This is a genomic window from Streptomyces sp. SID12488, from assembly GCF_010548275.1.
Taxonomy (GTDB): domain Bacteria; phylum Actinomycetota; class Actinomycetes; order Streptomycetales; family Streptomycetaceae; genus Streptomyces.
This window is the reverse complement of sequence record NZ_JAAGLT010000001.1, coordinates 642,042-655,118: the sequence shown is the minus strand read 5'-3', so window position 1 is coordinate 655,118 and position 13,077 is coordinate 642,042. Positions and strand designations below refer to the sequence as shown.

The window sequence follows — 13,077 nt, the reverse complement described above, 5'->3', positions numbered from 1 at the left end:
ACTGCCGGAAGGCAGCGGAAGCAGGAACAGGAAGGTTGGACATGACGGCACTCGGATTCCTCTACCCGGGCCACTCCGCCGAGGACGACTATCACCGCATCGAGCAGCTTCTCGGCAGCGACATCCGGCTGGATCTGGTCCACACGGAAATCGGCGAGGCCCTGGAGACGGGCTCGGCGGACCGCCTCGCGGCGGGCGCGGCGGAGCTGCTGCTCAGCGGCCCGGAGGCGGTGGTCTGGGCGTCTACCAGCGGCAGCTTCCTGTACGGATGGGAGGGCGCCCACGAGCAGATACGCGCCCTTGCCCGGGCCGCGGGCACACCGGCGTCGTCGACGTCGTTCGCCTTCGTGCACGCGGTGCGGGAGCTCGGGGTACGGAAGGTGGCGATCGGGGCGCCGTACCCGGCGGACGTGGCGGAACTGTTCGCGGAGTTCCTGAGGGCCGCGGGGATCGAGGTCACGGCGGTCCACGGTGTCGGGATCCACGCGGAGGCGGGGGAGTGGGGAGAGGAGGAGCTGCTGTCGCTGGCCCAGGAGGCCGACCATGCTGACGCGGAGGCGCTGCTCCTCCCGGACACGGCACTGCACACGGCGTCCCACATCGAGACCCTGGAGAAACACCTCACGAAGCCGGTCCTCACGGCGAACCAGGTCTCGGTATGGGAAGCCCTGAGGCTGACGACCCGCAAAGTGAACGCCCCGTCCCTGGGCACGCTTTTCACAAAGGAGCCGCTGATACAGGCCTGACGCGCCGGGATAATTCAGCCCGTCCGGGGGTCCCCCTCTGGGGGAGTTTGAGGACAAGGCCCGTTCAGGGCCGTAGGGGGGTCTGGGGGTGCAGCCCCCAGGTACAGGATGGGACGGGTAAGGGCGGCGGGGGCGAGAAACACCCCGGGAATAAACGGAGTCAGCCTCCTGTTCCAGTCCGGAGGACAGCGCACGGCACCGAAACAGCAGCAGGAGGCATCCACCGTGACGGCAGACGCGACGCCAGACGCGACGGCAGACGCGACGGCAGACGAGATCCGAGGCACGACGCAGGGCACCGCCCCCGTCCCCCTCTCCGTCCTCGACCTGGTCACCGTAGGCTCCGGCCACACCGCCACCGACGCCCTGCGAACCAGCGTCGCCCTCTCCCGCCTCACCGAATCCCGCGGCTTCCACCGCTACTGGGTGGCCGAACACCACTCCATGCCCGGCGTGGCCTCCTCCTCACCCGCCGTGATCCTCGCCCACCTCGCCGCCCACACCCACCGCATCCGCCTGGGCTCCGGCGGAGTCATGCTCCCCAACCACGCCCCCCTGGTCATCGCGGAACAGTTCGGCACCCTCGAAGCCATGGCGCCGGGCCGCATCGACCTGGGCCTCGGCCGGGCCCCGGGCACGGACGGCGCCACCGCGGCGGCCCTCCGCCGCACGGAGCGGCTCAACGAAGGCGCCGACGACTTCCCCCAGCAACTCGCGGAGCTGACCCGCTTCCTGGATGACGACTTCCCCGACGGCCACCCCTACCGCCGCATCCACGCCATCCCCGGCCCGATCCAGTCGACGTCCCCGGGCGGAGTCCAGTCCGCCCACCGCCCGCCCGTCTGGCTGCTCGGCTCCTCCGGCTTCAGCGCCCGCCTGGCCGGCGTCCTGGGCCTCCCCTTCGCCTTCGCGCACCACTTCTCCGCGCAGAACACCGTCCCGGCCCTGGACCTCTACCGCGAGTCCTTCCAGCCCTCGGGCGTCCTCGACGCCCCCTACGCCGTCATCGGCGTGTCCGCCCTCGCCACCGACGACGAGAACGAGGCCCGCCGCCAGGTCCTGGCGATGGGCCTCAACATGGCCCGCCTGCGCTCCGGCCGCCCCGGCCTGTTCCCGGCTCCGGAGGAAGCGGAGGCGTACGAATTCAGCCCGATGGAAAGGGAGTTCATCAGCTCCTGGATGACGAACATCGTCCACGGCACGGCGGACGAGGTCCGCACAGGCCTGGACGACCTGCAAAAGCGCACGGTAGCCGACGAGTTGATGCTCGTCTCCCACGCCCACCGGGGCGATCTGCGCCTACGCTCGTACGAACTCATCGCGGACGCCTACGGATTGCCCACGAACCCGAACCCGAACCCGGCAACGGTCTGACGAAGCGGCAGACAACGACGGATCACCCCTGCCGACACGAACTCCCTCCCATCAGCAGGGAGATCCGATCCGCCCCCACCGGCCGTGAGTAGAGCCACCCCTGCCCCGTGTCGCACCCGATACGGCGCAGGCGTTCGGCCTGGGCCGCCGTCTCCACGCACTCCGCGGTGACCGTCAGCCCCAGCCGGTGGGCGAGTTGGATCATAGCCTCGACGACGATCTCATCGGCCGGGTTCGGCGCGACGCCCTCGCCCTCGTACTGGAACCCCCGCACGAAAGAACCGTCCAGTTTCAGTACTGACACCGGCAGCCGGCTGAGGTAGGCCAGGTTCGAGTACCCCGTGCCGAAGTCGTCGATCGCGATGCCTACGCCCATGTCGCTGAGTGCCTGGAGTGCCTGGAGGGGTCGGCCGGCGGAGCCCATGACCGCCGACTCCGTCAGCTCCAGCTGCAGCAACTCCGCCGGTAGGCCGGTCTCCGCGAGGATCTCCGCCACGTCCGCCACCAGGTCCGAGTCCCAGACCTGACGTACGGCGACGTTCACGCTCACGAAGATCGGCGGCTTGTCCGGACGTTCGAGCTGCCAGCGGCGGGCCTGGCGGCAGGCCGTGGCGAGGACCCAGCGCCCCAGCTGCACGATCGAACCGTCCTCCTCGGCCAGTCCGATGAACCGGTTCGGCGTCAACGTGCCGAACTGGGGGTGGTGCCAGCGCACCAACGCCTCCACACCGTGCACCCGGCCGTCCGCCATGCCCACCAACGGCTGGTAGTCCAGGGTGAATTCACCCCGCTCGATGGCCGGCCGGAGAGTGGAGGACAGAGCCTGGCGGGTCATGCGGTGAGCGTTGCGCTCGGGATCGAAGAGCGTCCACCGGGACTTCCCGTCGGCCTTGGCCCAGTACAGCGTTGTGTCCGCGGCCTGCATCAGACCCGTGGGAGTCGTGCCCGCCGCGTGCCGTTCGACGACCCCGATGGACGCGGAGACGGACATCCGCTGACCGGCGAGGTCGAAGGGGAGCTGGAGGGCCTTGAGCACCGACTCGGCCAGGTCGGCCAGTTGGTCGGTGCCTGTCGAGTCCTCGATCAGCAGCGCGAACTCGTCGCCGCCCAGTCTCGCCACCAGCGGGGCGACGGCGCCCGGGTTCCGCCGGGCCAGCCCCGCCTCCTCCGCGCACCGCGTGAGGCGTTCGGCCACGGCGGCGAGCAGCCGGTCACCGACGCGATGACCGAGGGTGTCGTTGATGGCCTTGAAACCGTCGAGGTCCAGGTAGCACAGCCCGATCCGGCCCGTCCCGCTCTGCTCGTACGACTCCGCCTCCAGCGCCGCCGAGACCCGCTCGAAGAACAGCGTGCGGTTGGGCAGCCGGGTCACCGGATCGTGCATCTGCAAGTGCCGCAGCCGCGCCTGGAGTTCACGGCGTGCGCTGATGTCGGCCACGGACAGCAGAACGCCCCGGCCTCCGTACCCCTGAACTCCTTCCGAAGCCCGAGACCCTTCCGAACCCGAACCCTCCGCCGCCTCCGCCGCAGTCTCGGCCGGCAGCGGTGTGACCGTGACCTGGGCCCACAGGGAGTGCCCGTCCGGGTGCTTGAGGCGGCGTGTGCAGCGCAGCCGTGCCTGCCGGCCGCGCAGCACCTCGCGGTACGCGTGCCACGCCCGGGTGTCGGAGGCCAGGTCCACCAGATCGGCGGCGACCTTCCCGACCAGCACTTCCGGGTCGATGCCAAGCAGTGCGCCCAGGGACTCGTTGGCCGTGACGACCAGGCCCTCGCGGTCCACCACGGCCATTGCCAGCGGCGCCGCCGCGAACGCACCGCGCAGCAGAGCCGTACCGGCAGCCACATGGGAAGACGCCATGGACGCCATTGACGTGACGGACGCGACGGACGCCACGGATGGCATGGACGGCATGGACGACGTAGAAGAAGTAGAAGACGTGCCGGAGTTACTCTCTGTGTCGGCCGGCCGGATGAGATCTACCGAGGGCGCCGGCCCTTCGGACGTTCCGCTCACCGCTCGCTCCCGCAGTGCACTCGGTCTTGATGTGGATCCCGTCGGGCGGCCGACCGGGCGGCAAACCGCCGCCCCGGCCTTGTCCGTGCAGGAAAGTGTCAGGGAAGTGCCAGGAAAGTGTGCCGATCATAGAGGCTGGTCCCAGGCCCTTCCAGCCACTGTCCAGTGTCCATGAACGACCGGCGGTTTTGACAGATCGTTTCTGCCCGCGCCTGGACGGGTTCCTTCGCCCTCGATCGCTTGTGACGTTCCGTGAGTGTTTCGGGGTGTCGCTCCACGAAGGGTGAGCCCTCGCATGCTTGGCCGTTTACCCGGCCGCCTCCGATCGTCCCTGGTCACCCGCCTGATTGCCTCTCAATCACCCTTCTGGTGCAGACAAACAGGGCATACAAACGCAAGATCACACAGGCTGGGTTGCGGTGTCCCCCAACCGCATCGGAGGTCTGCGTGCCGCGTCAGCTCCCCCTCAAAGGGCTCACCCGTGATGCCCTGGCGGGATTCAAGGGGCTCGCGTGCGCCGGAGCGCGCCCCCATCTGCGCAGCACGGCTGCCGTTCTCACGACCATGACGGCCCTGGCCGCCACCTCCCTCATCGCGGGCCCCTCGGTCGCCGAACCCTTTTCGGCGCAGTCCTGCGCCCTCCAGCGCACCGACGCCCACCACTCGGAGGGCCTGGACACCTGGAACGCCGCCTATCCACGCCCGGTCCGCGCCCTCGACGCCGTGATGGTGTTCCTCTCCTTCCCGGACGCGCGTCCACGGACCACCCCCGCCGAGCTGGCCGCCGACCACTTCCCCGCCACCAGCGACTTCTTCGCCCGTGCCTCGTACGGCAGGTTCACGCTGCGCCCGCACCCGCTCCCGAACTGGATCCGGATGCCGAGGCCGTCGACCTCGTACGCCATACAGCGGGACTGGAGCGCCGCCCACCGGGCCGCCTATCTGCGCGACGCGCTCGCCGCCGCCGACCGGGACGTCGACTTCTCGCGCTACGACATCGTGTACTTCGTGGCCGACCCGGACGCGCCGGGTGTCGACTCCGACGCGACGAAGGTCGTCAACCTGGACGTCCCGCTGCGAGCCGACGGCGCGGACATCCGGCGGGTCGTCACCGTCTTCGAGAAACACCCGCCCGACCGGCTTGTCCTGGCCCACGAGACGGGCCACGTCTTCGACCTGCCCGACCTCTACCACCGGCCCGTGGACGGAAAGGGCGACTGGGACACGTACGTCGGCGACTGGGACCTGATGGGCAGCCAGTTCGGACTGGCGCCGGACCTGTTCGCCTGGCACAAGTGGAAACTCGGGTGGCTGGAACCACGCCAAGTGGTGTGTGTCCGCGGGAGAACTTCGGCCCGGCTGACCCTGGAATCGCTGGGGGCACATCCGGCTACGACCGCATACGCCCGTGCGGATGCGGTCGGTGGAGGGGGTGCGGGGGCGGGTGCGCCGGTCTTCGGGCAGGGGAACGGGGTGAAGCTGGCCGTCGTGCGGACCGGGGCCGATCGGGCGCTCGCCTTCGAGGCGCGGGGGACGACGGGCAACGACAGCGCGACCTGTACGCAGGGTGTGCTCGTCTACCGGGTGCGCGGCGGGGCCGAGTCGGGCGGAGGTCCGGTCGAGGTGGTCGACGCCCATCCGCGTACCGAGGCCTGCTGGGAGGACTCCGTGTACCCGCCCCTCGCGGACGCGCCCGTGGCCCTCGGCGAGAGCTTCACGGTGCCCGGCGAGAACGTCCGCGTCGAGGTGGAGGGCCGTACGCCCTCGGGGGCGTGGACGGTGCAGATCACGGCGGGCGGCTGAGACGTTTGTGAGGTGTCCGGAAACGACGTTGGCGAGGCTGTTGGTGAACAGCCTCGCCAATCGACAACGTGCGCCGCCAGGGACTCGAACCCCGGACCCGCTGATTAAGAGTCAGCTGCTCTAACCAACTGAGCTAGCGGCGCCTGCTGACGTCGTAGACATTAGCACCCTGATCGGCGGGAGGAAAAATCGATATCCGCACCCCGCCGGAGACCGCGGCGCGGGCCGCCCGCACGGCCGCCCAGAGCAGGATTTCCGGGCCCGGAAGCCAGGGCTGGGTGGTGTCGGGGGCGACGACCCAGCGGGATTCCGGCCGAAGATCGCCCTCTGCCTCCCTGTGCTCGGTGTCGGGCTCCAGTGCGGGGACCGTCACGGCGTCGCCGCGGCCGTGACAGAGGAGCGGCGGGATCGAGTGCCTGCGCCGGGCGCCACCGCCGCCGTCTTCGCCTCCCTCGCCGGCCGAGCCCCACTCCTCCCACCTCAGCAGCGACGGCAGCCGTTGGGCCGTACCCAGCGCCGCGAACAGGAGGATCCGGCCCCGATAGGCCGCCACCGGGCCGGAGCCGGGCCCGTCGTCCCAGAGGCGGTCGAGCATCCTGCGGCCGAAGACAGCCGGCACGTTGACGACGTCGAACGCGGTGCCGCAAGGCAGGACCAGCGGTGCGGTGGGCTGCTCGGCCCAGAGCGAGAGCGTGCTGCGCGGATACGTTCCTGCGGAGGCGAGCCAGACGGCGCCCTCCGAGGTGACTCCCGAGACGTCAGAGTGTGTGCTGCTCATGGCATCTAGATCTACCGGCAGTGACCGCATGATCTCCGAGGGTTGCCGGAAACCGGGACGGGAGGGGGCGAGGTGGGGTACCTTGCCCTCCTGAATATGCCGCACGAACTTTCGAGACCGGATCGGGCCAGCTGGGACGAGACAGGTTCAGGCCGGATCAGGCCGGATCAGACCGGGTCGACGTGTCCCTGGCCGTGGCCGCCGATCCCGCTGCCGCCTCCGCCGCTGGCGTTCTCCCCGCCGTCGCGCAGCAGCTCACGGCCGTACTCGACCATCTTCGTCGCGTAGTCCTCGGTCCACTGCGCCTGGTTCGCGATGTCGGCCGTGGTCAGCCGGTCGAAGCGGCGCGGGTCGGCGAGCTGGGCCGCCGCCATCGCCTGGAACTCGACCGCGCGGTCGGTCGCGGCGCGGAACGCGAGGGTCAGCTCCGTGGCGCGGGTCAGCAGCGCGCGGGGGTCGTCGATCGACTCCAGGTCGAAGAAGTGCTCGGGGTCGTCGGCCACCTGCGTGGGCTCGAAGAGCAGGGGCGCGGGGCGTAGCCGCGGTTCGTTGCGACGCGGCGTTGGCTCCGCCATGTCTTCTCCTCCTCGTACGGTCCGCACCGTTCGTACGTACCCTCCATGCGCCACGGCATGTACGGCACACGGTCGAAAGGCCCCGCCGTCGAGCCGGGCCACCGTCCATTGTCCCCTGCCCGCGCAAGTGGGCCCCGGGTTCGCCCGATGAGGCAGCTGATCTGCCGCTACGGCCGCCAGGGCACCCGGTGCTCCGCGAGATGCGACAGCACGGCGTGGTTCGCCTCCCAGCCGTCGGGGGCTGTAACCATCGGCCGCCTGCGGCGGCGTGCCGGACTCCGTCCGGCGATGGGGGCGGCGCTGTGCCGGGCGCCTGTTGGCCAGGGGCCCGGGGCGCGTCGATCACGGCTGCCAGGACACCCGGTGCTCGGACCAGCGATCCCATGTGGACATCATCGCCTCCCAGCCGTCCGGGAACTTCACCGTCACCCCGAGCTGGACCGGCTCCGTCGACGGATGGTCGTCCAGGAGTTCCGTCACGCCCGCTCGGCACACCACCACGCACGCGTGCCGGTGTCTGGAGGCGAGGACGCAGAGGCGGCCCGTCTCCAGGTGGAAGGCGGTGGCGTCGGGGCGGCCGGAGAGGGGGTGCAGGATCACCGTCACGTCGAACTCCCGCCCCTGGAGGCGGTTCGCCGTGTCCACGGTGACGTCCGCGACCCCCAGCTCGGCGAGCGCCGCCCGGACGGCCGCCGCCTGATCCCGGTGCGCGGTGCCGACCGCGATCCGGTCGGCCGTGAGCGGCGTCGGGTCGGGCCCGCGTTCCGACGTGGCCGCGCCGCCCCGGTCCAGCATGCGGCGTACGACCAGGGCAACCGCGCGTACCGCCTCGGGGTCCGTGCGCGGGGTGTGCCGGGCGGGGAGTTCCAGCAGGCCCCAGCCCGATTCGGCGGCCTCGTCGAGCACCCGGTCCGGGGCCGAGCCGTCCGACGGGACCGCGAAGGCGAGCCGCCGGTCGCCGTGGCCGGTGCCGCTGCGGAACGGGGTGTACGGGTAGAAGGCGGCCGAGACGAGTGGCGCGGCCGAGGCCGGGAGCCGCCAGGACACCGGCAGGCGGTGCTGGGGCAGCTCGGGGTTGTGGGCCAGGAGGGTCGTGACCGCCGAGGCCGACGGGTCGTACGACAGGCCCGCCCACTGTTCCGCGCCGACGATCGAGAAGGGGTCCAGCTGGCCCGGGTCGCCCACGAACAGGGCCCGCTCGAACAGTCCGGCGACGGCGAGCAGCGCGTCCGAGCGCATCTGGTACGCCTCGTCCACGATCGCGTGCCGCCATGGCTCGTCGACCTTGACGTGGGCCCACTTGGCGGCCGTGGAGATCACCACGTCCAGGCCCGCGAGCTCGGCCGCCTTCGCGGACTTCCGTACGTTCGGCAGGTCGTCCAGCGCCTTGTCGTACGGGTCGGAGTCACTGCTGTGCAGGCGGCCAACCGGCAGCTCGGGGTTCTTCTCGGCGAGGCGGACGACGAGGTCGTCGACCTGGGCGTTCGTCTGCGCGATGACCATCAACGGGCGCCCGGCCTCGGCCAGTTCGAGCGCGGCCCGGACCACGAGCGTGGACTTCCCGGCCCCGGGCGGCGAGTCGACGACGACTCCGCGGTGGGTGCCGTGCAGCGTGTCGCGGAGGATCGCGTCGGTGGCCCGCCCGGCGGCGGCGCCGGGATCGAAGGCGGCCTGCGGGGGGTGAGCGGGGTTCACAGGGGGCCTTCCTCGGGGGTGGGGCGGCAGCGGTGTCGTTGGGCGGCGGCGATCGAAAAACCCCTCCGCGAACCGGCGTTCACAGGATGTCCTCCTCGGTCACCGGGTCGGCCGCCGGCAGCGTCGGTGTCGCTTCCTCGCCCGGTGGGCCGCCGTGGGTCCACGGGGTCTGGTCCGCGTCGGGGAGCTTCGCGCCGCCCCGCTGTTCGTGCTCGAAGAGCGTGAAGCAGATCAGGTCCCCCTTCTCGGGCACTGATCCGACCTCGGGCTCCTTGCCGCGGCCCATCTTGTCGACCACTCGCAGGACGATCACCGAACCCTCGGATCCCGAACCCTCCGCTCCCGGACCGTCCTCACGGCCCACGAACTCCGCCGCCTGCGGCTTGCCGCCCAGCGAGCGGTACACCTTCACCCGCTCGGCGAGCTGCGGGCGGTCGTCGGTGCGGACGGTGACCAATGGGCGCGGGCTCGGGCGCTTGCCCTCGCTGTACGTCATGACGACGTCCGTGACCTCGCCCGCGAACGCCTCCCCGGACAGCCGTCGGCCCGCCATCACCAGCGGGTCGTCCAAGGCCTCCTGGGCCTCCAGACGGGCCTGCTCGCGCTCGCGCGTGGCCAGTTTGTTCGCCGCCGTCACCGCGTCGTCGCGGCGTGGCTGCGGGGGCTCGCCCGCGGTGACCCGGTCGCGGTGGCCGGTGAACGACCACCGGTCGCGCGTCCACCTGTCGCCCGCGTGCGCGCCCTCCGGCAGCGTCCTCAGGAGGTCGAGGCCGCGCCACACCGCGTCCCAGGTGGGCCGCGTACGGCTCTCGACGAGGGCGCGGATCTCCCGCTCGGTGGCGGTGAGTACACCGAGCCGGTCGTCCGCCGACTCACCGTCCTCGGCGCCGGCGAGCGCCGTCCGCGCGCGGTTGTAGTTCTCGATCGCGGGGGCGAGCAGCTTGTTGTCGAACGCGGGGTCGGTCGCCGGACCGGCCGGCGGCCACAGCAGCTGCCCCTTCCCGTCCCGCGCCAACTCGGCCCGCAGCGCCGCCTCGGCGCCCGACACCCCGTCCGGCGGGTCGATCCAGGCGAGCAGCGCACCCAGGTGCTGGTCCTCCAGCGTGGACTGACCGGTGGCCCAGTGCCGCGACAGCACGTCCGTCAGCGCCAGGAGGAGGGCGGAGCCGGGGACCCGGGCCCGCTCCCCGTAGTGCGTGAACCAGCGGCCGAGCAACGGCACATGGGGCGGCGCGGGATGTGGCGTCTCCGGGTCCTGTTCCGCCGTACGCCTGAAGCGCATCGAGCGCCCCAGCAGCCGTACGAAGTCGATGCCGGCGCGGCTCGGGACGATCAACTGGGGTGCGTCCGCGCACAGTTCGACCTCGACCTTTACGCGCTTGCCGGTCTCCGGGTCGATCTCGTTGCGCTCCGCGGCCTCCACGGCTTCGGCGTGGGAGTCGATGAACGGCAGGACGACGTCGGCCAGTTCGGCGAGGAACGCGAACCTGAGGTCGCGGTCGCGCGGCTGAGGTACGACGAGCAGACGCGGCGCGTCCCGGTCGTCGCCGACCAGCGCGCCCAGCGGAGCCCCGGCCTCACCGGCGGTGATCAGCGGTACGAGGACGAGCGGCCGCTCGGACAGATGGCGGTGCCGGACGGTGGCGGCGGGCTGGGCGCGCCCGGTGCTGACTGCTTCGAGGCGGGCGAGCGTGGCGATCAACGACATGCGGCACCCCCTGTCCCCAACTCCAACTCCAGCTCCAACTCCGTCTCCGGAGGGGCGAGTTCGGCGCCGCGCAGCGCCTCCGCGCGCAGGGTGGCCGCCCTCCGCAGCGTGGCCACCGTCGGGTCGGCAGGGTCACCGGACCGGCCGTGGGCCGCCGACAGGACGTCGTCGACCGTGGTCAGGGCGCCCAGTTCGGCCCGTACGGAACGGCCCAGGGACGTCACCGCGCCCCGCGCGCGGGAACGGTCGCGGCAGTGGAAGGCCAGCTCGCACGTGGACAGGCACTCCGGCGCGTACTCCGCGGGGACCGACTCGACCGACGCGGTCAGTTCGGCGGTGGGCAGGTCCGGGTCGAAGCAGGTGCCCTCGGGGAGGGTGTCGGCGATGTCCTCGATACGGGTCAGCCGGGACAGCTGGCGGCCGGTCACCGCGCGCTGCTTGCGGACGTCGACCGCGGACGCCGCCGCGAGGTTGGAGAAGTCCTTCGGACAGACCAGCAGCACCCGGTGGCGCACGACCGGCGCCGGATCGCCGTCCTGGACGAGCCGAGCGGCGACCTCCTCCAGCGCCAGCACGTACACGGCGGCCTGGCGGGCCGCCGCACCCACCTTCGCGGGGTCCGCCGAACCGTCCAGCATCGGGAAGGACTTGATCTCGACGACCGTCCAGCTGCCGTCGGGGTGCACGACCACCGCGTCCGGTTCCAGGAAGGCCGGCGAGCCCGCGACGTCGAGGGCGAGCATGGGGTGGTCGAGGAGCGTCCAGCCGCCCGTACCCGTACCCGTACCCGTACCCGTACCCGTACCCGTACCCGTACCCGTACCCGTACCCGTACCCGTACCCGTACCCGTACCCGTACCCGTACCCGTACCCGTGGCGGCCCGCGCCGCCGCTGTGGCTTCGCGCAGGGCCAGTGCCGTCCGCGCGGTGCGGCCCTCCGGCCCGCTCGCCGTGAGGTCGGGTACCTCGGCCTCCGTCGGCGGTTCGGCACCCGGGTCCAGCTTCTCGTGCACCAGCCGGAGCAGCTCCGCGCCGCCGTCGGCCTTGACCCGGGCCTCGAAGGTGTTGCCGCGCGCCAGAGCGAACTGGGACTGTCCGAAGGCGGTCGGTGAACCCAGCGCGCTCGCCAGCGTCGCCTTGTTCACCCCCGCGCCGTCCAGGATCGCGCGCCGTCTGCACCCGGGGTTGGCGGCGAGGGCCGCGAGGGCACGCGCGTCCAGTGCCTTCGGCGGGACCGCGGGACCGCGCAGTTCAGCGAGCCGCTGCCGCAGCGCCGTCCCCCGCGTCCGCGGAAGCGGTACTCGGCTCGGCCCCTGGCCCGGGACCTGGCCCGAAGACGGACTCGCGCTGCCTTGGAATTCGCTCACGCGGGGAAGTCTGGCATTCACCACTGACAATTGGGGCCTCTGCGCCGTGAGAGCGCGTTGCGACGGGCGCGACAGGCGCGACGCGGGCCGTGATCCACGCCCTCGCCCGGTCCGCGTTCCGTATGACGAGCGGTGCCAGCAGCAGCCCGAGGCCCATCACGGCGGCGCCCGCGGCGGCGTCGAGGAAGTAGTGGTTGGCGGTGCCCATGACCACGATGGTGGTGATCAGCGGGTAGGCGACGCCCAGGACCTTGGTGGTGCGCGTACCGCCGTACCGCCACAGCATCACTCCGCACCACAGGGCCCAGCCGACGTGCAGGCTGGGCATCGCCGCGTACTGGTTCGTCATACCGCCGAGCCCTCGCGGGGCGCTGGCCTGGCCGCCCCACCAGCCGTACGAGCTGTACTGGGCCATCGTGTCCACGAAGCCGTGGCCGGCGTCGAGCAGGCGGGGCGGGCAGGTGGGCAGCAGGGTGAAGCCGATGAGGCCGATGAAGGTCGAGGTCATCAGCCAGGCGCGGGCCGCCCGGTAGTGGACGGCACGGGACCGGAAGAGCCAGATCAGGATGGCGGGGGTGACGAGGTAGTGCAGCGACGCGTACCAGAAGTCGGCCGGTACGCCGATCCAGGGTTCGCGGGTGAACAGACGGTTGAGCGGGTGCTCGGCGTTCAGCCACAGGGACTTCTCGAACCGGAGGATCGCCAGGCCGTGATCGACGGCGGTCGACTCGTCTCCCCGCACCAGCAGGCGTCCGGTCGAATAGCACGCGTAGACCAGCAGGAGCAGTGGCAGCTCGGTCCACCAGCGGAGGCGGGTGGGCGAGGCCGCCCCGGTCCGTGCACTATCGGTCCGCGGCATCCGATCGTCTCTCCCACTCTGTGTTCCCGTTGAGCTGCGCCTCCGGTCGTCGGTGGCCTGCGGTTCGTCCGATTTTACGGTGTACGTGAACGCCCCATGCGGCGCCCCCGTCCCACAAGACGCAAAGATCGACCCCCCGGTTGCCCCCGGACAGCGTG

General features: G+C 71.5%; 10 protein-coding genes and 1 tRNA gene. 3 read left to right on the top strand and 8 right to left on the bottom strand.

From position 1 onward, the window contains the following. The first annotated feature begins 41 nt into the window (after window positions 1–41). Both G3I56_RS02950 and G3I56_RS02945 read left to right on the top strand, forming a co-directional pair. A complete protein-coding gene (locus G3I56_RS02950; RefSeq protein ID WP_164406954.1) occupies window positions 42–746 on the top strand; it encodes a decarboxylase in 705 nt (234 codons plus the stop codon). Window positions 747–971: 225 nt separating this feature from the next. Next, on the top strand, window positions 972–2,120 hold the full coding sequence (locus G3I56_RS02945) for an LLM class flavin-dependent oxidoreductase (RefSeq protein WP_164406952.1): 1,149 nt from the start codon (window positions 972–974) through the stop codon (window positions 2,118–2,120). A gap of 22 nt (window positions 2,121–2,142) precedes the next feature. Here G3I56_RS02945 and G3I56_RS02940 read toward each other — a convergent pair whose 3' ends face one another. After that, entirely contained in the window at window positions 2,143–4,134 is a 1,992-nt protein-coding gene (locus tag G3I56_RS02940; RefSeq protein ID WP_164406951.1) for an EAL domain-containing protein, read from the bottom strand. A gap of 447 nt (window positions 4,135–4,581) precedes the next feature. Here G3I56_RS02940 and G3I56_RS02935 point away from each other — a divergent pair, with 447 nt between their 5' ends. Beyond that, entirely contained in the window at window positions 4,582–5,937 is a 1,356-nt protein-coding gene (locus tag G3I56_RS02935; RefSeq protein WP_343239843.1) for a M6 family metalloprotease domain-containing protein, read from the top strand. A 69-nt stretch (window positions 5,938–6,006) separates the two neighbouring features. Here the strand turns inward: G3I56_RS02935 and G3I56_RS02930 are convergent. The 7 genes from G3I56_RS02930 to G3I56_RS02895 form a co-directional block, all read right to left on the bottom strand. After that, window positions 6,007–6,080 (bottom strand) — tRNA-Lys (locus G3I56_RS02930). Further along, on the bottom strand, window positions 6,071–6,715 hold the full coding sequence (locus G3I56_RS02925) for a hypothetical protein (protein ID WP_164406950.1): 645 nt from the start codon (window positions 6,713–6,715) through the stop codon (window positions 6,071–6,073). Before G3I56_RS02925 ends, G3I56_RS02930 begins: the two co-directional genes overlap by 10 nt. Window positions 6,716–6,882: 167 nt before the next feature. Then, entirely contained in the window at window positions 6,883–7,290 is a 408-nt protein-coding gene (locus tag G3I56_RS02920; RefSeq protein ID WP_164406949.1) for a hypothetical protein, read from the bottom strand. 342 nt (window positions 7,291–7,632) lie between these two features. Beyond that, complete coding sequence (locus G3I56_RS02915) at window positions 7,633–8,985, bottom strand: AAA domain-containing protein (RefSeq protein WP_164406947.1); 1,353 nt, start codon at window positions 8,983–8,985, stop codon at window positions 7,633–7,635. 79 nt (window positions 8,986–9,064) lie between these two features. After that, window positions 9,065–10,693, bottom strand: coding sequence for a hypothetical protein (locus G3I56_RS02910; protein WP_164406946.1), 1,629 nt, complete (start codon window positions 10,691–10,693; stop codon window positions 9,065–9,067). Next, a complete protein-coding gene (locus G3I56_RS43545) occupies window positions 10,684–11,964 on the bottom strand; it encodes a hypothetical protein (protein WP_239134693.1) in 1,281 nt (426 codons plus the stop codon). The genes G3I56_RS02910 and G3I56_RS43545 overlap by 10 nt, the downstream gene beginning before the upstream one ends. After that, window positions 11,945–12,919 carry a phosphatase PAP2 family protein gene (locus G3I56_RS02895; protein ID WP_164406945.1) on the bottom strand — a complete coding sequence of 325 codons (975 nt, stop codon included), beginning with the start codon at window positions 12,917–12,919 and terminating at the stop codon, window positions 11,945–11,947. The genes G3I56_RS43545 and G3I56_RS02895 overlap by 20 nt, the downstream gene beginning before the upstream one ends. Window positions 12,920–13,077: the final 158 nt, after the last annotated feature.